Source organism: Caballeronia sp. LP006, assembly GCF_031450995.1.
Taxonomy (GTDB): domain Bacteria; phylum Pseudomonadota; class Gammaproteobacteria; order Burkholderiales; family Burkholderiaceae; genus Caballeronia.
The window spans coordinates 337263-360979 of sequence record NZ_JARTVW010000005.1; the positions used below are offsets into that span (position 1 = coordinate 337263).

Below are 23717 nucleotides of genomic sequence, written 5' to 3' on the forward strand. Positions count from 1 at the left end.
AGCGTCAGGCGGTCAGAGCCGTCTGCATGCTGGCGAGGCGCGCGCGGACCGAGGTATCGAGCACTTCGTCGCCAACCGTCACGCGAACGCCGCCGATCAGCGACTGATCGACTTCGACGGTCGGTTTCAGCTTGCGTTCGAACTTGCGTTCGAGGCTTGCGACTAGGTCGTTCAATTGTTCGCCTTCGAAGGGGAACGCGCTTACGATCAGCGCGTCGGCCGCACCTTCGCGGGCGTTCTTCAGCTCGTCGAACTGCACGGCGATTTCAGGCAGCAGCGACAGACGATGATTGTCCACCAGCATGCTGACGAAATTCTTCGCCTGTACATTGCCTTGAGCCAAAGGCGACTTCACTGCGGACAGCAGCAGATCCGCTACTTGATCGCGGCTCACCTTCGGGCTCGAGGCGACCGACTGCACTTCGGGCAGACGCGCAACCTGGGCCAGTTCCTCGACGAAAGTGGACCAGCCCGCGAGATCGCCGCTCTCGGCTACGCGGAACAGCGCTTCTGCGTAAGGACGAGCGATGGTTGCAAGTTCGGCCATGATCAGAGCTCGGTTTTGAGTTGATTCAGCAGATCGGCGTGAGCCTTCTGATCGACTTCGCGCTTCAGAATTTGCTCGGCGCCCTTCACGGCCAGGGCCGCGACTTCGGCGCGCAGCGACTCGCGCGCCTTGACGACTTGCTGTTCGGCGTCCGCCTTGGCTTGCGCGACGATGCGCGCGGCTTCAGCCTGAGCGTTGGCCTTGATTTCTTCGGCGACGGCTGCGGCGCGCTTTTCGGCGTCAGCGATGCGTTGCTGACCGTCCGTGCGAGCCTGCGCGAGTTCCTGGTCGACGCGCTTGTGCGCGGCTTCGAGTTCCGCCTTGCCCTTGTCGGCGGCGGCGAGGCCGTCGGCAATCTTCTTTGAGCGCTCGTCGAGGGCATTGATCAACGGCGGCCACACGAACTTCATCGTGAACCACGCGAGGATCAGAAACACGACCATTTGCGCAAACAGGGTTGCGTTGAGATTCACGGTGTTTCCTTAAACGTTGCTTAGTCGGAGAGTGAAACGGTTAAAAGGCGCTCATCGGCCCGTTGTGCTCGATCAGCGCCTCACCCGTTCCGTCTTGCGTCTCATCGCAAGAAGAGACGCACACTTCCGAGGAACCTCAGCCTGCGAGCTTCGAGAGCAGCGGGTTCGCGAACGCAAACAGCATTGCCACACCAACGCCGATCAGGAACGCCGCGTCGATCAGACCAGCCAGCAGGAACATCTTGGTCTGGAGCGGGTTCATCAGTTCCGGCTGGCGGGCGCATGCTTCAATGTACTTGCCGCCCATCAGGCCGATACCGATACAGGCGCCGATTGCACCCAGGCCGATGATGATGCCGATACCGATGGCGGTCAGACCCTGGATGTTGGCGATGAAAGCGTTCATGTTCACTCCTTTGATTAAAGACTTTGGAACTGGATTTATAAAAATTGAAAATTAAAACCTAAGCGATTCTGGACCTGCCGCGAACACTCTTTAGTGAGAGTCGTGCGCCTGACCGATGTACACGAGCGTCAGCATCATGAAGATGAACGCTTGCAGCAGCACGATCAGAATGTGGAAGATCGCCCAGACCGTACCCGCGACCACATGGCCGATAAAGCCAAGTACAGAGGCGTCCGCGCCGAAGTGCCACATGCTGCCGAGCAGCGCGATCAGCAGGAACAGCAGCTCACCCGCGTACATGTTGCCGAAAAGCCGCATGCCGAGCGAAACCGTCTTGGCGACGAACTCGATGATGTTCAGCGCAAGATTCGGAATCCACAGAAGCGGATGCGCGCCAAACGGAGCGGACAGCAGCTCGTGCACGAAGCCGCCTGCGCCCTTGATCTTGAGGTTGTAGTAGATCATCAGCACGAACACGCCTAGCGCGATGCCGAGCGTGCCGTTCAGATCGGCCGTGGGCACGATGCGATGATGCGGCAGCACTTGTTCGAGGCCCAGCCAGCCAATCACGCGGCCTGGGAGATCCACGGGGATGAAGTCGAGCGAGTTCATCAGGGCGACCCAGACGAACACGGTCAGCGCGAGCGGAGCGATGAAGCGGCGGCTGCCGTGGATCATCGACTTCGACTGATCTTCGACCATTTCGACGAGCATCTCGATCGCGCACTGGAAACGGCCGGGAACACCGGACGTCGCACGGCGCGCCGCGATACCGAGAATGACGATGGTCAGGAGACCGCACACGATGGACCAGAACAGCGTGTCCAGATTCCAGACGTGGATGTCGAAAATCGACGTCTGTGTGTGCGTGGAAAGATTCTGCAAGTGGTGCGCAATGTACTCGGACGGGTCCAGAGCGTGCGTTCCTTCGCTAGCTGCCATATCGTTAAAGCCACCCAAATTGTCAAAAATCTTTCGTCGCCAGACGCTTATCCGAGCCACCGCTTCGCGTTGCGGCTCCGGGCGTCCGGCCCGAGCGCGGCGTTCATAACCGCGCTTTCATGTGTGATGCTACATACTTGACTTCGGGCTGGCGATTACCCTGGAGGTCAACGCAAAGCCATGGCCAGCCAGTAAGTCTTCAACGCGACGATGTACGTAACGAGCAAAGGCAACCACAGTGCGCTCTTGTACCAGAAGGCGACCGCTACGAACATAGCAATCGTCGCTCCCATTTTCATCGCTTCGCCGATCATCCAACTCATGATGGTCTCGGCTCCGCTCTTCGCCTTCAGGCGCGCCGCGAACAGTGCACTGGGCAGCCAGCAGATCGCGCCTCCGAGGAAGGCGGACAGCGCAGCATCGCCCGGCGGCTTGTAGAACAGCCACCACAACAGCGTCGCACCCAGGGACAAAACCATTTGCGCGGCCACTACCTTGAAAGGCGTGACCCGCGATGGACGACTCACATCAGGACCGAACAGCTTCTCTGCCTGGCCCCGCGTGAGCGGAACGATATTGTTATCTTGCGCCTCGGCGTCCCACGAGTCGTCAGACGAACTGCGGGGCTGATTTCCTGAAGCGTGAATGTCTCCGCGTTTGTTTTGAGCGCTGTCTTGCCCGCCCACCGGCGCTCGATTCTGCTCTCGCACCGTCTTCAAACCCCTTCAACACATCAACCGACAGTTCGGAAACCACCCTGCGCTTTCGCCGCGCTTTCTAGGTGGCCTAGCTGATAAATCCGGGGGATTGTAAGCGATTGTCCTCGGGGATTCAATAGTTTAGGTGCGTCAAAAGCCAAGCGGACAAAGCTTAAAAGATGGTCTCGAAAGCGAGACTTTTCTTGCGGTTACAAGCAGATTTTCAGACGACGTGAAATTGCGTCGCGAAACTCAGATGAGCGCCCATCCAACAAGCGCTGCAACAAACCAGAAAGGGATCGAAACGAGGTGAAACGGACCCCACATGCCCTTCTCGCCCGACAGACGCACGGCGATGAGATTGGCGAGCGAGCCGATTGCCACCCCAAAACCACCGACGCTCACGCCGAACGCAAGCGCGCGCCAGTCCTTCGAAAACTCGGCGAGCACGATGGCCGCCGGCACGTTACTGATGGCCTGCGACAGCACCGCGCCCGCAGCATAAGCACGCATCGGCGTGCCGATACCCAACTGCGCGATGAAGCCGTGGATGGCCGGCAACGCGGCCGCGCTGCGCAGCACAATGAACATCAGCATGAAGATGAGCAGAAGCAGCCAGTCGATCTTCAAGACGACTTCGCGGCGCCAAAGAAGGAACGCGACGGCAAGGACAGCGAGGCCGGGCCCGGCATGATGCGCGTCGGCCAGTGCGACGAAGCCAGCGAACGCAAGCACGCTCACACCGCATAACACACGGTCGACGCCGTGCTCTTCGGCATCGCCGGAAAGGTCGAGCGGCGCGTTGCGAAACATCGCGCAAGTCACGGCGCCGAGCATGAGCATGAGGACCGCGCAAAGCGGCAGCAACGCCCAGACGAACGCGCCGAAGGAGACGCCGCTCGTCTGCCAGAGGAAGAGGTTTTGTGGATTGCCGAGCGGCGTGAGGATCGATCCCGCGTTCACCGACAACGCGATCACGATGACGAGACGCTTGATGGGCAAGGGCGCGAGCCGATGCAGCGATAGCGCGAGCGGCACGACCGCGAACAACGCGACATCGTTGGTCAGCACCGTGGACAGCGCCGCCGCCAGCGCGACGAGCAGCAGCGCCAGGCCGCGTTCGCCGTGGATGTGATGCACCAGCCGATGCGCGGCCCACATCAGGAATCCTGACAATTCGATCGCTTTGGTCAGGATGAGCAGGCCGGCGAGCGTGAGCACGGTCTGCCAATCCACAAGACCTGGCAGCGAAGCCCACGAGCGCGGATGAACCACTTGCAACACGCCGAGCGCGAGCACGAGAATGGCGAGGACCGGCTCTTTACTGACGGTCCTCCAGACGCGCGTCAGGAGGTCGGACCGCGATTGCTTGACGTTGTATTCCGACAAGACTCACGCAGCCGAATTAGGCGCTTCAATGCTGCCGCGTAGTTTGCTCAGAATGCCTTCGAGCGCGTCGAGGTTGCCGAAATCGATCATCACCTTGCCGCGTCCTCGTCCGCCCAGCTTGATCTTCACGCTCGCCGCGAGCAGATCCGACAACTCTTCTTCGAGCCTGCGCGTGTCACGGCCGCCATCGTTCGCGGGACGCGCCTTGACTGCCGGCGCTTCCTTCGTCGTCGCGGCGACGAGGCGCTCCGTTTCACGCACCGACAAGCGGCGGTTCACCACGTGATTAGCCAATTGAATCTGCGTGGCGGCATCGACGGCGAGCAGCGCGCGTGCGTGGCCCATGTCGAGATCGCCTGCGAGCAGCATCGTCTGAACGGGCGTGGCGAGGTTCAAGAGACGCAGCAGATTCGATACCGCGCTACGCGATCGCCCGACCGCTTCGGCCGCCTGCTCGTGCGTGAACGTGAATTCGTCGAGCAGGCGCTGGATACCCTGCGCCTCTTCCAGCGGATTCAAATCCTCCCGCTGGATGTTTTCGATCAGCGCCATCGCGGCGGCGGCCTGATCGGGCACGTTCTTCACCAGCACCGGCACTTCGTCGAGCCCAGCCAGACGCGCCGCGCGAAAACGTCGCTCGCCCGCGATGATCTCGTACTGATCCGGGCCGACGGAGCGCACGAGAATCGGCTGCATGAGGCCTTGCGCGCGAATACTCGCGGCGAGCTCTTGCAACGCGCCCTCGTCCATTCGGGTACGCGGCTGATACTTGCCCGCCTGCAGCTTGTCGAGCGACAGGACTGACGGCGTGCCTTCGCCGCGTACGGCTTCGGTAATGTCGACGCTGCCGCCGAGCAATGCATCCAGGCCTCGGCCCAAACCCTTCTTCTTCATCACAGCGCTCATTTCGATTCCTCCGTTGGCGTCGTCCGCCAGATCGAATGGGTTTGCGTTACAGCGCGCGTACGCGCTCGATCATTTCCGTGCCGAACTGGATATACGCCTGCGCGCCACGCGACGACTTGTCGAACACCACGCCTGGCAGGCCGTAACTTGGCGCCTCGGCAAGGCGCACGTTGCGTGGAATGACGACATCGAAAACCTTGTCGCCAAAGTGTTCCTTCAACTGTTCGGACACTTGCTGCTGCAAGGTGATGCGCGGATCGAACATCACACGCAACAGTCCGATCACTTTCAGATCGCGGTTGAGGTTCGCGTGGATCTGCTTGATGGTGCTCACCAGATCCGACAAGCCTTCCAACGCGAAGTATTCACACTGCATTGGAATGACGACGCCATGCGCGGCGCACAACGCGTTCAATGTCAACAGCGACAATGCAGGCGGACAATCGATCAAGATGAAGTCATAGTCATCGACTATGCCAGCGATAGCCACGCGAAGAATGTGTTCGCGGTCGTCCATATCCACAAGCTCGACTTCCGCGCCAGCGAGTTCACGATTCGCAGGCAGAACGTGATATCCCACGCTCTCCGGTCGCACTACCGCCTCACGTAGCGTCACGCCATCGACTAGAACTTCGTAGATTGTCTTCTCGCATGCGCCTTTGTTGACGCCACTGCCCATCGTCGCGTTTCCCTGCGGGTCCAGATCGATCAGTAGAACGCGTTGATCAAGGCCCGCGAGACTTGCCGCGAGATTGACCGCCGTGGTGGTCTTTCCAACGCCGCCCTTCTGATTTGCGACGCAGAAGATTTTTGCCATCGTTTTATGTCCTCGTTTCTTCGCTGTCAGAAGATCAGCTGCCATTTACGGCCGTGACGAAAGCGCCCGCGACGTGTTACTGCGCGCCGACGGCTACATGGATCAAGTGGCGCTCGGCATCGAGCATCGGAACATTCAGACGCTCGATGCGCTCCACCGTCGCGCCATCTGGCAGACGCGCGATCTCGTCGTCCGGTTGCAAGCCCTTCATCGCGAGAATCCGGCCATCCTCCGCAACCAGATGACGCGCAAGTGTAACGAAATCCGCGAGGTCTGCGAACGCGCGCGAGACAATTACGTCGAATTTTCCCGGGACTTCGCAACCCGGCCGCAGATTCTCAACGCGTCCCGTCACGACGGAAAGATTCGCCAACCCCAACTGAACCTTCGCTTGCGACTGAAAGGCGGTCTTCTTGTGAACGATATCGTTCAGCGTTACTTTCACTTCGGGGAAGACGATTGCCAGCACGATGCCCGGCAGGCCGCCGCCCGAACCGACATCCAAAATTGATTTTGGTTGGCGCGCCACGAGCATCGGAACGATGGCAAGCGAATCGAGAATATGCTGAATGAGCATTTGCTTCGGGTCGCGGATCGCCGTCAGGTTGTAGACGGCGTTCCATTTGCCCAGCAGCGCAACGTAATCGAGTAGCTGCTGTTTCTGCGATGACGTCAGCGCAAGCTCGAGTTCAGCCGTACCTCGGTCGAGCAAGTTAGCCAGCGATTCGTTTTGGTCCTTCATTGAACCACCGGGTTGCTGCTGGCCTGATCCTGATCGCTGCCTGTGCCGCGTCCGCGCCGGCCGAGGCCGCGCTTGAGATGCACCATGAGCAGTGAGATGGCAGCCGGCGTGATGCCCTGAATACGCGAAGCCTGCCCGATCGTTTCTGGACGATGCTGCGTTAACTTTTGTCGCGCCTCAAAGGAAAGGCCGCGTACTTCGCGGTAGTCGATCGTGTCTGGTAAACGCGTGTTCTCTTGCGCTCCGTTGCGCACGATCTCGTCCGCTTGCCGGTCGATATAGCCTTGGTACTTCACGCCAATCTCGATCTGTTCTTTGATCTGCGCGAGCAGAACTGGATCATCGGCTAACGATTCGGCTGAACCGCATTCCCCGTTGCGCAGAGCGCAGACGCCATCGTACGAGACACCAGGGCGTCGTAGCAGGTCGGCCAAACTGTATTCGTGATCGATCGGCTTGCCGAGTAACGCGGTCGCCTCTTCAGCGGGAAGCGTCTTAGGGTTCACCCACGTGGAGCGCAACCGCTCTGTTTCACGTGAAACAGCGTCACGCTTGCGGCTGAAAGCATCCCAACGGCCGTCGTCTACGACTCCAAGCTCCCGCCCTGTTTCGGTCAGGCGCATATCCGCGTTATCTTCACGTAGAGACAGACGATATTCCGCACGGCTCGTGAACATTCGATACGGCTCAGAAACTCCGCGCGTCACCAAATCGTCGACCAATACACCCAAGTACGCTTGATCACGACGCGGTGTCCAGGCATCCCTACCCTGCACTTGAAGCCCTGCATTTATGCCGGCTAGTAGTCCTTGAGCGGCAGCTTCCTCATAACCCGTCGTGCCGTTGATCTGTCCGGCGAAGAAAAGCCCACCGATGGATTTCGTTTCCAGCGAAGCCTTCAGCGCACGCGGATCGAAGTAGTCGTATTCGATTGCATAGCCAGGACGCAAGATATGGGCGTGTTCGAGACCACGCATGGAACGCAAAAGATTTAATTGGACGTCGAAAGGCAGGCTCGTCGAAATTCCATTGGGATAGAACTCGTTCGTAGTCAGCCCTTCCGGCTCCAGAAAGATTTGATGTGCGTCCTTCGATGCAAACCGATGGATTTTGTCTTCAATCGACGGGCAGTAGCGCGGCCCAACGCCTTCAATTACCCCTGTGTACATCGGCGACCGATCCAAGCCCGATCGAATAATGTCGTGCGTTTGGGCGTTCGTGTGCGTCACCCAGCACGGCACCTGACGTGGATGCTGCTCGACGCGGCCAAGAAAAGAGAAAACCGGAACCGGATCCAGATCGCCCGGCTGCTCTTCAAGTTTTGAAAAATCGATCGTGCGGCCGTCGATGCGCGGTGGCGTTCCCGTCTTAAGTCGGCCCTGCGGCAAATTCAACTCTTTGAGACGTGCGGATAAAGATATCGCAGCAGGATCGCCCGCGCGGCCGCCCACGAAGTTGTTCAACCCCACGTGGATCTTTCCGTCGAGGAACGTCCCCGCTGTCAGAACCACGGCACGCGCCCGAAACCGTAAGCCAACTTGCGTAACGGCACCAACCACGTGGTCGCCTTCCACCATCAAATCATCGACGGCTTGCTGGAACAGCCAGAGATTCGGCTGATTTTCCAGCCGATGGCGTATTGCCTGCTTGTAAAGAATGCGGTCGGCTTGAGCGCGCGTGGCTCGCACTGCAGGACCCTTGGACGAATTGAGAATGCGAAACTGAATACCGGACTCGTCGGTGGCGGCAGCCATCACGCCGCCCAACGCATCGACTTCTTTGACGAGATGTCCTTTTCCGATGCCGCCGATCGACGGATTGCAGCTCATCTGGCCAAGCGTCTCGATGTTATGCGTCAGGAGCAGCGTCCGACAGCCCATTCGCGCCGATGCAAGCGCCGCTTCGGTGCCCGCGTGACCACCGCCAACGACGATCACATCAAATTCTGAGGGAAAAAGCATGAAGATCTCGCATCGAGCGATGCGAACCTGAAGAGAGAGTATCGACGAATTATATCGGGTTCTCGTCCGCCGATTTTCCAACGACCCGGAAAAGGCGAAAAAAATGGCGTGTTTCACGTGAAACACGCCTTCGAGATTTGACGCAACCCGTTAAACGGCCTTCTTTACCAACCCGAGGTAAGTCTCAATGACCTGGGGATTGTGTTGCAAATCTTGCGCGGGGCCTTTCAGGGCGAATTCGCCTGTCTCAAGAACGTAGCCGAAGTCAGATATCTGTAGTGCCGCGCGTGCGTTTTGCTCGATCAAAAGTATTGCGACGCCCGTCTCGCGAAGCGCGCTAACGATATGAAAAATTTCCTTCACGATCAAAGGTGCCAGACCCAGACTAGGCTCATCGAGCATCAACAATTTTGGCTTGGCCATCAACGCTCGACCCACAGCAAGCATTTGCCGCTCACCGCCGGATAGCGTTCCTGCCGCCTGCCTGCGGCGTTCCTTCAACCGGGGAAAAAGGCGAAAGACTGGTTCCAGCTGATCCAAAAAACTTCGCTCCCCCGCTCGCTTGCGCCGATACGCGCCTAGCACAAGATTGTCCTCAACCGACATCGAAGCAAACAGTTCCCGGCGCTCAGGGACAAGGCACATTCCACGTGAAACACGACGCTCGATAGGCAGCGCAGCGACATCCTCGTCCAGATACCGAATCACACCGTTAGACGATCCTGTCTGCGGCAAAGCTCCCATGATTGCATTCAACAGAGTGGATTTGCCCGCACCATTTGGACCGATCACCGACACGATTTGTCCAGCACCAACCGTGAGCGTCGCACTGTGCAGCGCCTCGACTTTCCCGTATCGGACGGATAAACCATCGACTTGAAGAATCGGTACACTTTTTTGCATTACTCCACTCCACCAAGATACGCTTCGAGCACAGTAGGATCTTTCTGAACTTCTGAAGGCAAGCCTTCCGCAATCTTCGTCCCGAACTCCATCACGACAAGGCGGTCGGTGAGATTCATCACGAAGTCCATATCGTGCTCGACCAGCAGGATGCTCATTCCCTCTGCGCGAAGCCTACGCAGCAGGTCGGCAAGCTGAAGCTTCTCCTGATACCGCAAACCAGCTGCTGGCTCATCGAGAAGCAAAAGCGTTGGATCGCAACACAGCGCGCGCGCAATTTCCATGATGCGTTGTTGCCCCAACGCCAAACTTCCGGCCTCACTGAATACATGCTTTTCCAGGCCGACGCGTTCGATCTGTCGCGCCGCCTCGGCCATCAGCCGACTTTCCTCCGCACCGTTCAAACGCGCGACGCTCCGCCAAACTCCGGTGTTTCCCCGCAGATGCGCGCCGATCGCGACATTTTCCAAGACGCTCATACCCGGAAGCATCTTCACGTGCTGGAAGGTTCGCCCGATGCCGCGCTTTACGATCTCCCGCGATGTCAGCTTCTCGATACGCTCGCCCCGAAAGCTGATCGCGCCGCTCGTAGCCTGAAGCACGCCGGTTACGAGATTGAAAGTGGTGGATTTTCCAGCGCCGTTCGGCCCGATCAGCCCGATGATCTCCCCTGCCTTTATATCGAAACTCACATCGTTTACTGCAACAAGCCCGCCGAACTGTTTGCGCGCGTTATCGACGACAAGAAGCGATTCGCCCGCCGCCGGCTTGCTGCGCTGCGGCAACGCTTCGCCGCGCTCTGGCACGCGCGCTCGCGGAGCGCTTGGAAACAAACGCGCCACAAACGGCCACACTCCCTGACGCGCGTATTGAAGCAGCAGCACCATCAACACGCCGAAGACAATAACCTCGAAGTTTCCGTTCGCACCGATCAACTTGGGTAGCAGCGTCTGTAGATAATCTTGCAGAACGGTGAGGATAGTCGCGCCCAGAATCGCACCCCAGACATGCGCCACTCCGCCAACCACAGCCATGAACAGAAACTCGATGCCATGATTAAGCCCGAACGGCGTCGGGTTCACCGCACGCTGCAAATGCGCGTAGAGAAAGCCGGAAATGGATGCAAGCACCGCCGCATAGACAAAAATAACGACGCGCATCCAGCCGGTATTGACGCCCATCGCCTCCGCCATCGTGCCGCCGCCGCGCAACGCGCGGATAGCGCGGCCCGGACGACTATTAAGCAGATTCTGAACAGATACGACGGCGAGCAGCACGACGACCCAAATCAGGTAGTAGATGCTGCGCCCAGACTCCAAGTGCCATCCAAAAAGGTTCAACACAGGAATTCCATTGATCCCGTCGTACTTGCCGAGCAACTCCATGTTTCCAAACAGATAAAACAACGACAGTCCCCACGCGATTGTGCCGAGCGGCAGAAAGTGCCCGGAAAGCCGCATCGTGATGAGGCCCAGAAACAGCGCGATGATCGCCGTCAACACCACGCCCGCGATCAACGCAAGCCACGGTGACACACCGTATTGGGTCGTCAGAAACGCCGTTGCATACGCGCCTACGCCGACGAACGCGGCCTGCCCGAAGCTCGTCATCCCGCCTATGCCCGTCAGCAAGACGAGCCCTATCGCGACAATCGAATACAAGCCGATGTAGTTGAGCAGCGTTATCCAGTACTCGGGCACGGCCACCGGTTTCGGCAACACGGGCAACGCAAAGACCACGACGAGGAACAGCCAGAAGAAGCGGTATCGATGAAGGAATGCCATTGCGTTACTCCTCGTCTTCATCGGAATGCGGGCTTGCCAGGCTTCGCCATAGCAGCACTGGAATAATCAGCGTGAAGACGATCACCTCTTTGTACGCGCTCGCCCAGAACGACGAATACGACTCCAGCAAGCCGACGAGCAGCGACCCCGCCGCCGCCAGCGGATAACTCACCAGACCGCCCACGATTGCCCCGACGAAGCCCTTCAAGCCGATCAGAAATCCCGAGTCGTAATAGATGGTCGTGATGGGTGCAACGAGTACGCCGCACAGCGCGCCGAGCCCCGCCGCCAGTGTGAACGCGAGCCGCCCCGCCTGCGTCGTGCCGATGCCGACCAGGCGCGCGCCCAAACGGTTCACAGACGTCGCCCGCAACGCCTTGCCGGAAATGGTCCGGTCGAAGTAGAAGTAGAGCGCCGCGATCAGCACGACCGCCGTGCCCACCACCCACACACTCTGCCCGGAGATCGACACGCTGCCGAGATTGAAGGTAGCGTCGGAGAACGCTGTCGTGCGCGATCCTTCCGCGCCGAACATGACGAGCCCGAGCCCGACCATCGCGAAGTGCACGGCCACCGCGACGATCAGCAGCAACAGCGTGCTTGCCTCCGCGATCGGCTCGTAGGCGAGTCGATACACGAACGGTCCCATCGGCACGACGATCAACAGCGTCAGCGCGATCTGCACGAACATCGGCAAGGGCTGCGCGAAGATTGCCTGCGTCAGTGCCCATACGGCGACGGGAAACAGCACATACTTTCCCGCGAGCGTTGCAAGCAGCCGTCCAATCTGCCGATACCGCGTCGGATGCCGCACGATCCCCGCAAGTTCGGCAACGAAGCAACCCGCGCCCATGACGATGAGCAAGTAACACGTCGCCGGCAGCTTTTGCGTCTGCAGCGCGGCAAGCGTGAGCGCGCCATAAGCGACGAACTCCCCTTGCGGGATGAAAATGACGCGAGTCACGGAAAACACGAGCACCAGGGCGAGCGCGAGCAATGCGTAAATCGCGCCCGTGGTGATCCCGTCTTGCGCGAGGATCGCCGCAATCGATAAGTCCATACTTCCTCTTCAGAGCTTCCGCAAAAAGGTCGGGCTGCCGGATCGGCCCGTGAACATGGGAAAAAGCGGCGCGCCGCATACATCGGCGCACCGCTTTGCTATCTTGAAAATCGGAGAAAAGAACGCGCCTTTAGCAGAGCGCGCGCTCAAGTCCGATCAGTCGTTGAGCAGCTTCCACTTGCCATCGGAGATTTGCACCATCACACGCGCGCGATCGTCGAAGCCGTTGTGATCGTTCGATGTCGTGTTCATGATGCCGTGCGCGACGGGCAAGTCCTTCAGATTCTCCAACGCGGCGCGCAGCGCTTCACGGAACTCGGGCGTACCTGGCTGCGCTTTCTTCAGCGCTTCGGGGATCGCACGCTGAAGCATCTGACCGGCGTCCCACGCGTGACCGCCGAAGGTGGAAAGCGTACCCGCCCCGTTGGCCTTCTCATAGGCGTTCTTGTACGCCGCCGAGGACTTCTTCACCGGATTGTTTTCCGGCAGTTGCTCGGTCACGAGAACCGGCCCGGCAGGCAGGATCTCTCCTTCGCAATCCTTGCCGCATACGCGCAGGAAGTCGTTGTTCGCCACCCCGTGCGTCTGATAAACCTTGCCCTTGTATCCGCGCTCCTTCAACGCCTTCGCCGGCAGCGCCGACGGCGTTCCCGCGCCTGCGATCAGCACGGCATCCGGATTGGCGCCCACCGTCTTGAGCACCTGACCGGTGACGGACGTGTCCGTGCGGTTATAGCGTTCGTTCGCGACGATCTTGAGCTTGTGCGCGCTCGCCGCTGCGTTGAAGACGTTGTACCAGCCGTCGCCGTAGGCATCCGCGAAGCCGATGAAGCCCACTGTCTTCACGCCGTGCTTCTCCATGTAACTGGCGATGGCGTCGGCCATGAGCGCGTCGTTCTGCGGCGTCTTGAAGACCCACGCTTTCTTGCCATCCATCGGTGCAATGATGGAAGCCGATGCCGCCATCGAGATCATCGGTGTCTTCGAAGCCGAAGCGGCATCGATCATCGCGAGCGAATTGGGCGTGACCGTTGAACCGACGACTGCATCGACATGATCCTCGTCTATCAGCTTGCGCGTGTTCTGCACGGCGCGGCTCGTGTCGGAGCCGTCATCCAGCACGATGTACTCGACGGACTTGCCGCCAATTTCCTTTGGCAACAACGCGATGGTATTTTTCTCGGGAATCCCGAGCGATGCCGCCGGTCCCGTGGCCGAGAGCGTCACGCCAATCTTCACTTGCGCGAAGGCCGCGCCTGAGCTTACGAGCGCGCCCCCCGCGATGGCGAGCGCGACGCTTGCCCTGATCCATGTGTGCTTCGTTTTCATTGCTTGTCTCCAAACGCGACCGGCTGTACGCGCCGCTGCGAGTTGTTATCGATGAAGCTTGCTTACTGCCGTCTGAACAGCCGCCCCAATCTATGTACCGCGAAACCACGTGCCTAGGCTGGTTTTCCCTGACCGTCGGCAGGCGCTGCATGGGGTTTTCGCGCCCTCTTCTCTTCCATTACGGCATGCAGAAAAAAAGGCGCGACCATGACAGACGCGCCTTCTTCGTTTGCGTGATTCCACATGCTCAGTTGCCCGAGAGCTTCCACTTGCCGCCGACGATCTCCACCATCACGCGAGCACGCTGATCAAGACCAGAGTGATCGTTCGCGCTCATGTTGAAGATGCCGTGCGATGCAGGCAAGTCCCTGGTGCCTTCGATAGCCGCGCGCAATGCCTCGCGAAACGCGGGCGTTCCTGGCTGACCCTTCTTCAAGGCAATGGGAATAGCGCGCTGGAGAATGAGGCCCGCGTCCCACGCATGACCGCCGAACGTCGAGACCGAACCCGGGCCGTACGCGCCTTCATAAGCCTTCTTGTAAGTGAGCGCGGCTTGCTTCACCGGATTGCTGTCCGGCAGTTGCTCGGCGACCAGCAACGGTCCGGCGGGCAGGAACGTGCCTTCGCAATCCTTGCCGCATACACGCAGGAAGTCGTTGTTGGCAACGCCGTGCGTCTGATAGATCTTGCCCTTGTAGCCGCGCTCCTTGAGCGTCTTCTGCGGCAGCGCGGCGGGTGTTCCAGCACCGGCGATGAGCACCGCATCCGCGTTCTGCGACATCATCTTGAGCACTTGCCCCGTGACCGATGCGTCGTTGCGCGCGAAGCGCTCGTTGGCCACGACGCGAATCTTCGCGAGCTCCGCCGCCTTCGTGAACTCCTTGAACCAGCTCTCGCCGTAGGCGTCCGCAAAGCCGATGAAGGCAACCGTCTTCACGCCATGATTCGACATGTGCTGCGCGATAGCGGTCGCCATGAGGATGTCGTTCTGCGGCGTCTTGAAGACCCACGCCTTCTTCGCATCCATGGGTTCGACGATGCTGGCCGCGGCCGCCATCGAGATCATGGGCGTGGTGGTCTCGGCGGCGATGTCGATCATCGCGAGGGAATTGGGAACGACCGTGGAACCGACGAGCGCATCGACGTGGTCTTCGCTCGTGAGCTTGCGCGCGTTCTTCACGGCTTGCGTGGAATCCGTGGCGTCATCCAGCACGATGTACTGCACCTTCTGCCCCGCCACTTCTTTTGGCAACAACGCGATGGTGTTCTTTTCCGGAATGCCGAGCGAAGCCGCCGGGCCCGTTGCCGAAACCGTCACGCCTATCTTTACGTCCGCGAAAACCTGAGTGCTGATTACCACCGATAAACCCGCGACAGCCATTGCAACCGTCTTAACGCGTAAAGCCCACTTCATTGATTTGCGCCCCGTCTTGATCGTGAAACGTCCAGTTTGAAGCCCGCGTCTTTTCACCGACCGATGGGTCGGGAAATGCAGTTTAGCGGAGGCGCGTCATGCACAGCAAGCGTTTTGCAGGGCTTATGACGGCTGTCGAACGTAAGCTGCGACCGGGTTTGAATGCGAGTTTTTTGAATCCGCCGATACGGTATGCGGATTATATTTCGGCGACGCGAAATATCGACGTAAAACAAAACAGCCAATAAAAAAGCGCTGTTGGAATCATCCAACAGCGCTTTCGGTCGGGCACTTGGTGCCTCATGTCTCCTCGTTCTCCACCTCAAAAATCTGGGTGCAACAGAACTAAGCAGAATGTTATCGACTGTATCGTTTCGCAACAACCTAGCATTTACCCTAGTGGTGCATAAAAGCACCTTAAGAGGGCGATTTCGAGGTCGTTAACCGTGCATTGCGCGCGTGTCGTTGCTTGAACAGCATTTGTTCGGATATCCAACTAAATGGTTAACCCTGTAGCGGTCTGACACGCGCCACGATTTCACCCACAATGCCACGTCGAAATGCCAGCACGCATGCGATAAAAATCAGGCCCGTCACGATAGTCACGGATTCACCCAGCGAATTGAACCAGTCCACGCCGGTGAGTCGCGCAAGTCCGCCGCCGATATCGCCGAGCCGGTCTTCCAGCGCAACGATGATCGCCGCGCCGAGCAACGGACCGAACATGGTGCTCATGCCGCCGACGAGCGTCATCAGCACAACCAGGCCGGACATGGTCCAGTAGGCATCGCCGAGAGTTTCGAAGCCGAGCACGAGCGTCTTCAGCGCACCGGCAAGCCCTGCGAGACCCGCCGACAACACGAACGCAAGCAGCTTGTAGCGCGCGGTATCGTAGCCGAGCGATACCGCGCGCGGCTCGTTCTCCTTGATCGCGATCAGCACTTGCCCGAACGGCGAATGCACGATACGCACGATCAACGCGAACGCCAGCAACATGACGACGAGCACGACGTAATAGAGCGTGATGTCACTGCCGAGGTTCAACGCGCCGAAGAGCTTGCCGCGCGGCACGCCTTGCAAGCCGTCTTCGCCATGCGTGAACGGCGCCTGCAGGAACACGAAGTAGACCATCTGCGCGAGCGCGAGCGTGACCATCGCGAAGTAGATGCCTTGGCGGCGAATCGCCAGAAGACCGACGATCAATCCAAGCACGGTTGCCACCGCCGTTCCCGCGATCACGCCGAGTTCTGGCGTCAACCCCAATGTCTGGATGGCATAGCCCGCGGTGTAGCCCGCGCTTGCCAGAAACATCGCGTGCCCGAAAGACAGCAAGCCCGTATAGCCGATCAACAGATTGAACGCCGCCGCGAACAACGCGAAGCACAGCACTTTCATCATGAAGACCGGATACACGCCCGCGAAGGGCGCGACGATCAAAGCGATCAGCAACAAGCCGTAAAGCGCTTTTCTCTGCATCATTTTTCCTTGCCGAAGAGTCCGGCGGGCCGCACCATCAGCACGAGCGCCATGATGACGAAGACAACCGTCGCGGACGCTTCCGGATAAAACACGCGTGTCAGGCCTTCGATGATGCCGAGCAAAAGACCCGTGAGAATCGAGCCCATGATCGAACCCATGCCGCCAATCACCACGACCGCGAACACGGTGATGATCATCGACTGGCCCATCAGCGGCGACACTTGAATCACCGGCGCGGCCAGCACTCCCGCAAAGGCCGCAAGCGCGACGCCGAAGCCATAGGTGAGCGTGATCATGAGCGGCACGTTGATGCCGAATGCCTCGACGAGCTTCGGATTCTCCGTGCCCGCGCGCAGATAAGCGCCGATGCGCGTCTTCTCGATCACGAACCATGTCGCGAAACACACCGCGAGCGATGCCACGACGACCCACGCGCGATAGTTCGGCAGGAACATGAAGCCGAGATTGGTCGCGCCCGTCAGAAGCGAGGGCACGTCGTAAGGCTGACCCGACGAACCATAGATGGAACGGAACACGCCTTCGATCACGAGCGTGAGGCCGAACGTAAGCAACAAGCCGTAGAGGTGATCGAGCTTGTACAGCCAACGCAGCATCGAGCGTTCGATAACCATGCCGAAGAGGCCGACGATAAGCGGCGCGAGCACGAGCATCGCCCAATACGGCACGTTGAGATACGAGGCGCCCATCCACGCGAGCATGGCGCCAAGCATGAACAACGCGCCGTGCGCGAAGTTGATGACGTTGAGCAAGCCGAAGATCACGGCGAGCCCGAGACTCAGGATCGCGTAGAACGAGCCGTTCACCAGTCCGAGGAGCAACTGGCTCATCATCGCGGCGAGCGGAATGCCGAAAATTTCCATTGAACCTGCCGTCAGGAATGGGTCGATTAAGTCATCGCGACAAGCGGCCGATGACAGCCGCTTGCCGCATCAACCGTGTGCGCTTACTTCCACGCCGCGCAGCGCGACTCCGCCTTCGTGCCGAATGCCTGATCGCCGGGAATCGTCGCCGTGATCTTGTAGTAGTCCCACGGCTCCTTCGACTCCGACGGCTTCTTCACTTCCATGAGATACATGTCGTGGATCATCGCGCCGTCCTGGCGGATGGTGCCCTTCGCGTAGAAGTCGTCGATCTTCGTCTGCTTCAACTGCGCCATGATCTTGTCGCTGTCGGTCGTGCCCGTGGCCTGCACGGCCTTCAGATACGTCGTGACAGCCGAATAGTCCGCGGCCTGCAGGCTCGTCGGCATCTTCTTCATCTTGTCGAAGTAGCGCTTGGCCCACGCGCGCGTCTTGTCGTCCTTGTTCCAGTACCAGCTATCCGTCGCCACGAGGCCTTGCGTGGTTTCGAGTCCCAGGCTGTGGATGTCCGTCAGGAAGATCAGCAACGCGGCGAGTTTCATCGACTTGTTGATGCCGAATTCCTTCGCTGCCTTGATCGAGTTGATGGTGTCGCCGCCCGCGTTCGCAAGACCGAGCACCTGCGCCTTCGATCCTTGCGCCTGCAACAGAAACGACGAGAAGTCCGACGCCGACAGCGGATGGCGTACATCGCCGAGCACTTGGCCGCCGTTGGCCTTCACCACGTCGGCCGTGTTCTTTTCTAGCGCCTTGCCGAACGCGTAGTCGGCGGTAAGGAAGTACCACGACTTGCCGCCCTGCTTCGTCACGGCGGAACCGGTGCCCTTGGCGAGCGCCATGGTGTCGTACGCATAGTGCACGGTGTACGGCGTGCACTGCTCGTTCGTGAGGTTGTCCGCGCCCGCGCCGATGTTGATGTACGGAACCTTCTTCTCGCCCGCCACCTGATTGGTGGAAAGCGCGGTAGCCGAGTTCGTGCCGCCGATGATCACGTTCACGCCATCGCGGTCGATCCACTCACGCGCGCGCGATGCCGCGATATCCGCCTTGTTCTGGTGATCCGCATACACGAGTTCGATTTGCTTGCCGTTCACCTTGCCGCCGAAGTCCGCAATCGCCATGCGAATGGCTTCGAGACCGCCCTGGCCGTCGATATCGGCGTAGAGTCCCGACAGGTCGGTAATGAAGCCGATCTTCACCGTGTTGCCGTCGGCCGCGTGAGCAGCGTTCATGGACGCCACACTCGCCGCCGCAGCCGCAAAGCAAAAAGTGGAAAGGCGCGCGAGGGTCTTCATTTTCATTGCAGTCTCCGTGAGTTTTTGGTTGTTGCGTGCTGCCTGAGCCGTGCCGCTTTACGTGCCGCTTCAACGTGCCGCGTTTGTCGATTTAAGAACGATTACACCCCGAGCAATTCGTGCAGCACCGGCATCTTCGCTTCGAGTTCCCCCGCGCCGAAATGCTCGACGATGTTTCCATGCTCCATCACATAGAAGCGGTCCGCGAGCGGCGCCGCGAAACGAAAATTCTGTTCGACCATGACGATGGTGTAGCCACGCGCCTTCAGCATGAGGATCATGCGCGCGAGTGTCTGCACGATGACGGGCGCAAGCCCTTCCGATATCTCATCGAGCAGCAGCAAATTGGCGCCGGTGCGCAGAATGCGCGCCACCGCGAGCATTTGCTGTTCGCCGCCCGAGAGCCGCGTGCCCTGACTCGCGCGCCGCTCCTTCAGATTCGGGAACATGGAATAGATCTCGTCCAGCGGCATCGCCTCTTTCGGATTGCCGGTCACCGGTGGCAGGAGAAGATTTTCTTCGCAGGACAAGCTCGAAAAAATGCCGCGCTCCTCCGGACAATAGCCGACCCCATGATGCGCGATCTTGTGTGTGGCAAGCCCAATGGTCTCGCGTCCGCCCACGCGGATAGAGCCCGTGCGCCGCCCGGTCAATCCCATGATGGCGCGCATCGTGGTCGTGCGCCCCGCGCCGTTACGGCCGAGCAGCGTGACCACTTCGCCGCGATTCACCTTCAGATCGACGCCATGCAGAATGTGCGATTCGCCGTACCACGCCTGCAAGCCTGCTATTTCCAGCGCGGGCACATGACCCGCTGCGCCGTTCGCCTCTTGCGAGCGGCGCGCTTCCACGATCGTGCTCATGCGTGCGCTCCGGTGAGCGCTGCATCGGCGCTGCCCATGTAGGCTTCCATCACGAGCGGATTCTTCGATACTTCCGCATAGCTGCCTTCCGCGAGCACTTCGCCGCGCTGAAGCACCGTGATGGTGTCGGAGATGCCCGCGATCACGTTCATGTTGTGCTCGACCATCAGAATGGTGCGTCCCGCCGAGACCTTCTTGATGAGCGCCGTCACGCGATCCACGTCCTCGTGCCCCATACCTTGCGTCGGTTCGTCGAGCAGCATGAGTTCGGGTTCCATCGAAAGCGTCGTGGCAATTTCCAGCGCGCGCTTGCGGCCGTATGAAAGCTCGACGGTTTTCGTATCGGCGAAATCGGTCAGGCCCACTTGCGTGAGCAAATCCATCGCGCGGTCGTTGAGGGCATCGAGCGAACGCTCGCTGCGCCAGAACTGGAACGACGTGCCGAGCTGCCGCTGCAGGCCGACGCGCACGTTCTGCAGCACGCTCAAGTGCGGAAACACAGCGGAAATCTGGAACGAACGAATGATGCCGCGCCGCGCGATATGCGCCGGGCGTTCGCGCGTGATGTCGGTGCCGTTGAAGACGATCTGGCCCGCGGTGGGTTCGAGGAACTTGGTGAGGAGGTTGAAACAGGTCGTCTTGCCCGCGCCGTTGGGACCGATCAGCGCGTGGATCGAACCGCGGCGCACGCGCAGGTTCACGCCATTCACGGCCGTGAAGCCTTTGAATTCCTTCGTGAGCCCTCGCGTTTCCAGAATGGTGTCGCCGAGAATCATGTCCCCTTCCATGCGAAGTGAAACGCTAAGCGGATGACTTCGCCTGCGCCTTATTTTTTATCCGCGCATACCGGACGCGGGTTTCGCGCCGATACCGCTTAGCCTCGTGCGCCGCTGTTGCGGTTGCACAAAAGTGTGCGCGCGATAAGCCGAGCATCACCTGATTCGAGGCCATTGTCGCCGCAATGATGCAGCGCAATCATTGGGATTTGCACTTACTTACGCCGTTGAAAGCTCGGGCTGTCGGACATGCGAAGGCCTCGCATGACGCCGTCTCGTGCGAGGCCGCAAAACGCGCTGTTCATCGTGCGGTCATGCAAGCGCGGTTGCGATGACCTCTTGCGCTTCCATGCCGCGCCGGTCTTCGCGAATCATGTCGCTTGCGCGTTCGGCGATCATCAGCGTGGGCGAATTCGTGTTGCCGGAGGTGATGACCGGCATCACCGATGCATCGACCACGCGCAATCCGCGCACGCCGATCACGCGCAGACGGCTATCGACCACGGCGGCGGGATCGTTGTCCGTACCCATGCGGCATGTGCCGACCGGATGAAAAATCGTCGTGCCGATATTGCCTGCCGCTTCGATCAGTTCTTCCTGCGTCTGGAACTGGATGCCGGGCAGAATCTCTTCGGGCGCATGTCGCGCCAGCGCGGGCGCGCTGACGATACGTCGCGTGAGCTTCAACGCGTTGACGGCAACTTCGCGGTCGTGTTCCGTGGAAAGATAATTCGGCGCGATGAGCGGTGCCGCGTGCGCATCCGGCGAGCCGATATGCACGCTGCCGCGCGACGTAGGCCGCAGATTGCATACGGACGCCGTGAACGCATTGAACGCGTGCAAGGGCTCGCCGAAGCGTTCGAGCGACAACGGCTGAACGTGATATTCGACATCGGAGCGCTTGATGGATGCGTCGTCGGGATTGGATTTGGCGAACGCGCCGAGTTGCGACGGCGCCATCGACATCGGGCCGCTGCGCAAGAGCGCGTATTGCATGCCGATGAAAAGCTTGCCCCACCATTTGGCCGACAACGTATTGAGCGTGCGCACGCCGTTCACTCTGTATGCCATGCGCAATTGCAGATGGTCCTGCAGATTCTCGCCGACGCCGCGCAGATCGCGCACGACATCGATGCCGAGCCGCTGCAGCCGCGCGCCATTGCCGATGCCCGAGAGCTCGAGAATCTGCGGCGAGTTGACCGCGCCCGCGCTGAGAATCACCTCGCAACGCGCCCGCGCGATGTAATCGACGTCGCCGCCGCGATATTCCACGCCCGAGCACCGCATGCCCTCGAACACGAGCCGTTGCGTGTGCGCGCCGGTGATGGTCGTGAGGTTCGGGCGCTTCATCGCTTCACGCAGGAAGGCTTTGGCCGCGTTCCAGCGAATGCCGCCGCGCTGGTTCACATCGAAATAACCGACGCCTGTGTTGTCGCCGCGATTGAAGTCATCGGTTGCGGGAATGCCGCTTTGCTGCGCGGCTTGCGAGAAGGTTTCGAGAATCTTCCACTTGAGACGCTGTTTTTCCACGCGCCATTCGCCGCCCGCGCCATGCCACTGATTCGCGCCGCCGTGATGATCCTCGCTGCGCTTGAAGATGGGCAGCACGGAGTCCCACGACCAGTTCGGGTCGCCGCTGATATGCGCCCAGTCGTCGTAGTCTTCGCGCTGGCCGCGCATGTAGATCATGCCGTTGATGGATGAACATCCGCCGAGCACGCGACCGCGCGGATAAGACAGCGCGCGCCCGTTCAGACCTGCTTCGGCTTGCGTCTTGTACAGCCAGTCCGTGCGCGGATTGCCAATGCAGTACAAGTAGCCGACGGGAATGTGTATCCAGTGATAGTCGTCCTTGCCGCCCGCTTCGAGCAGCAGCACGTTCACGTTGGGGTCTTCGCTGAGGCGATTGGCGAGCACGCATCCGGCCGTGCCCGCGCCGACGATGATGTAGTCGAATTCACCTTCCAGCTTGCGGGCGTCCTGTTTCATCGCTGTCTCCTGATGGCCGGCAATGCCGTCTGTCGCGGCATGGTCTGGCGAGAGTAACGCCGCAAGCCGCAGCAAATCCAATGAGATATGTTCATCGGCGATATAAGTCGCGCTAATATCAGCGCATGGACTACACACTTTTGCGCGCTTTCATCACCGTCGCTCGCGAAGGCAATCTCACGCGCGCGGCGGCGCAATTGCATGTCACTCAGCCAGCGGTCAGTCTGCAGATCAAGAATCTTCAGGAGATGCTCGGCGTCGTGCTGTTTTCGCGGACATCGCACGGACTTTTGCTGACGCGCGACGGCGAAGCGCTGCTGCCGCACGCGGAACGCGCGCTCGTCGCCGCCGCCGATGTCCAACGCGCCGCCGCCGCATTGCGCGACGAAGTGAGCGGCACGTTGCGCATCGGGACGATTCTCGACCCCGAATTTCTGCGCCTTGGCGGCTTTCTGCGGCAACTCGTGGAAGCGTATCCGCGCATTGAAACGGCGTTGCGGCATGGCATGTCGGGTTGGGTGCTCGAACGCGTGAAGTCGCGCGAGCTGGATGTCGGCTACTACATCGGCGACCCTGCGGCGGACGGCACGCGCGATGGCGAGCGCTTTCATGTCGTGCGGCTGACGCCCTTCGACTATCGCGTGCTCGCGCCCGCCGGCTGGCATAACCGCGTGAACAAGGGAAAGCGCAACTGGGCGACGCTCGCGCGGTTGCCGTGGATCTGGACGCCGCCGGAATCCGCGCACAACCGGCTGCTATCGCAGATTTTCCGCGATGCCAACGCGTCGCCGACCATCGTCGCCGAAGTGGATCAGGAGCCGTCGATGCTCGATCTCGTCAAATCGGGCGTGGGCCTTTCGCTCGCCCGCGATTCGATCGCGCTTCGGGAGGCGCACGCGCATGCGCTGACAATCGTCGAGGGCGTCACGGTATCGACACAACTGTCGTTCGTGACGCTCGCCGAACGCCGCGAGGAACCGGCGATTGCGGCGGCGCTGCGGCTCATCGACGCCCAATGGTCGATGTAAGGCGAAGTTCAAGCGGCCTTCATCGAAACTTTGCT

At 60.0% G+C, this 23717-nt stretch carries 22 protein-coding genes; 1 reads left to right on the forward strand and 21 read right to left on the reverse strand.

What is annotated here, in order from left to right:
• Positions 1 to 4: 4 nt before the first annotated feature.
• From P9250_RS18235 to P9250_RS18335, 21 genes are all read right to left on the reverse strand, one after another.
• Positions 5 to 547, reverse strand: a complete 543-nt coding sequence (locus P9250_RS18235; RefSeq protein ID WP_310394456.1) for a F0F1 ATP synthase subunit delta — start codon at positions 545 to 547, stop codon at positions 5 to 7.
• A 2-nt stretch (positions 548 to 549) separates the two neighbouring features.
• Positions 550 to 1020 carry a F0F1 ATP synthase subunit B gene (locus P9250_RS18240; protein ID WP_244826608.1) on the reverse strand — a complete coding sequence of 157 codons (471 nt, stop codon included), beginning with the start codon at positions 1018 to 1020 and terminating at the stop codon, positions 550 to 552.
• 136 nt (positions 1021 to 1156) lie between these two features.
• Complete coding sequence (atpE, locus tag P9250_RS18245; RefSeq protein WP_244826609.1) at positions 1157 to 1426, reverse strand: F0F1 ATP synthase subunit C; 270 nt, start codon at positions 1424 to 1426, stop codon at positions 1157 to 1159.
• Positions 1427 to 1516: 90 nt separating this feature from the next.
• On the reverse strand, positions 1517 to 2368 hold the full coding sequence (gene atpB / locus P9250_RS18250) for a F0F1 ATP synthase subunit A (RefSeq protein WP_244826610.1): 852 nt from the start codon (positions 2366 to 2368) through the stop codon (positions 1517 to 1519).
• A 167-nt stretch (positions 2369 to 2535) separates the two neighbouring features.
• Entirely contained in the window at positions 2536 to 3015 is a 480-nt protein-coding gene (locus tag P9250_RS18255) for an ATP synthase subunit I (RefSeq protein WP_250509722.1), read from the reverse strand.
• 303 nt (positions 3016 to 3318) lie between these two features.
• A complete protein-coding gene (locus P9250_RS18260; protein WP_244826611.1) occupies positions 3319 to 4455 on the reverse strand; it encodes an SLC13 family permease in 1137 nt (378 codons plus the stop codon).
• A 3-nt stretch (positions 4456 to 4458) separates the two neighbouring features.
• On the reverse strand, positions 4459 to 5361 hold the full coding sequence (locus P9250_RS18265; protein WP_244826612.1) for a ParB/RepB/Spo0J family partition protein: 903 nt from the start codon (positions 5359 to 5361) through the stop codon (positions 4459 to 4461).
• A 46-nt stretch (positions 5362 to 5407) separates the two neighbouring features.
• Positions 5408 to 6178, reverse strand: coding sequence for a ParA family protein (locus P9250_RS18270; RefSeq protein WP_310394459.1), 771 nt, complete (start codon positions 6176 to 6178; stop codon positions 5408 to 5410).
• Between the two features lie 76 nt (positions 6179 to 6254).
• Positions 6255 to 6920: a 16S rRNA (guanine(527)-N(7))-methyltransferase RsmG gene (rsmG, locus tag P9250_RS18275; RefSeq protein ID WP_310394461.1), complete on the reverse strand. Its 666-nt coding sequence runs from the start codon at positions 6918 to 6920 to the stop codon at positions 6255 to 6257.
• A complete protein-coding gene (gene mnmG / locus P9250_RS18280; protein WP_310396786.1) occupies positions 6917 to 8881 on the reverse strand; it encodes a tRNA uridine-5-carboxymethylaminomethyl(34) synthesis enzyme MnmG in 1965 nt (654 codons plus the stop codon). Before mnmG ends, rsmG begins: the two co-directional genes overlap by 4 nt.
• 150 nt (positions 8882 to 9031) lie before the next feature.
• Entirely contained in the window at positions 9032 to 9784 is a 753-nt protein-coding gene (locus tag P9250_RS18285; RefSeq protein WP_310394464.1) for an ABC transporter ATP-binding protein, read from the reverse strand.
• Positions 9784 to 11568, reverse strand: coding sequence for a branched-chain amino acid ABC transporter ATP-binding protein/permease (locus tag P9250_RS18290; protein WP_310394466.1), 1785 nt, complete (start codon positions 11566 to 11568; stop codon positions 9784 to 9786). The genes P9250_RS18285 and P9250_RS18290 overlap by 1 nt, the downstream gene beginning before the upstream one ends.
• Before the next feature lie 4 nt (positions 11569 to 11572).
• Entirely contained in the window at positions 11573 to 12628 is a 1056-nt protein-coding gene (locus tag P9250_RS18295) for a branched-chain amino acid ABC transporter permease (protein WP_244826617.1), read from the reverse strand.
• A 156-nt stretch (positions 12629 to 12784) separates the two neighbouring features.
• Positions 12785 to 13957 (reverse strand): ABC transporter substrate-binding protein, encoded by a 1173-nt coding sequence (locus P9250_RS18300; RefSeq protein WP_250466197.1) that lies wholly within the window; start codon positions 13955 to 13957, stop codon positions 12785 to 12787.
• A gap of 247 nt (positions 13958 to 14204) precedes the next feature.
• Positions 14205 to 15371 carry an ABC transporter substrate-binding protein gene (locus P9250_RS18305; protein ID WP_310394468.1) on the reverse strand — a complete coding sequence of 389 codons (1167 nt, stop codon included), beginning with the start codon at positions 15369 to 15371 and terminating at the stop codon, positions 14205 to 14207.
• Positions 15372 to 15875: 504 nt separating this feature from the next.
• Positions 15876 to 16847 (reverse strand): branched-chain amino acid ABC transporter permease, encoded by a 972-nt coding sequence (locus P9250_RS18310; RefSeq protein ID WP_244828141.1) that lies wholly within the window; start codon positions 16845 to 16847, stop codon positions 15876 to 15878.
• Complete coding sequence (locus P9250_RS18315; RefSeq protein ID WP_244826620.1) at positions 16847 to 17731, reverse strand: branched-chain amino acid ABC transporter permease; 885 nt, start codon at positions 17729 to 17731, stop codon at positions 16847 to 16849. The genes P9250_RS18310 and P9250_RS18315 overlap by 1 nt, the downstream gene beginning before the upstream one ends.
• Before the next feature lie 83 nt (positions 17732 to 17814).
• Positions 17815 to 19032, reverse strand: a complete 1218-nt coding sequence (locus P9250_RS18320) for an ABC transporter substrate-binding protein (protein ID WP_244826621.1) — start codon at positions 19030 to 19032, stop codon at positions 17815 to 17817.
• Positions 19033 to 19127: 95 nt separating this feature from the next.
• The gene (locus tag P9250_RS18325; RefSeq protein ID WP_244826622.1) at positions 19128 to 19889 is read right to left on the reverse strand and encodes an ABC transporter ATP-binding protein; all 762 of its coding nucleotides are present in this window, start codon (positions 19887 to 19889) and stop codon (positions 19128 to 19130) included.
• Entirely contained in the window at positions 19886 to 20665 is a 780-nt protein-coding gene (locus P9250_RS18330; RefSeq protein ID WP_244826623.1) for an ABC transporter ATP-binding protein, read from the reverse strand. Before P9250_RS18330 ends, P9250_RS18325 begins: the two co-directional genes overlap by 4 nt.
• A gap of 312 nt (positions 20666 to 20977) precedes the next feature.
• Positions 20978 to 22654, reverse strand: coding sequence for a GMC family oxidoreductase (locus tag P9250_RS18335; RefSeq protein ID WP_250466205.1), 1677 nt, complete (start codon positions 22652 to 22654; stop codon positions 20978 to 20980).
• Between the two features lie 125 nt (positions 22655 to 22779).
• On the opposite strand from P9250_RS18335, the gene P9250_RS18340 reads away from it, so the two are divergent.
• On the forward strand, positions 22780 to 23682 hold the full coding sequence (locus P9250_RS18340; RefSeq protein ID WP_250526417.1) for a LysR family transcriptional regulator: 903 nt from the start codon (positions 22780 to 22782) through the stop codon (positions 23680 to 23682).
• Positions 23683 to 23717 lie beyond the last annotated feature (35 nt).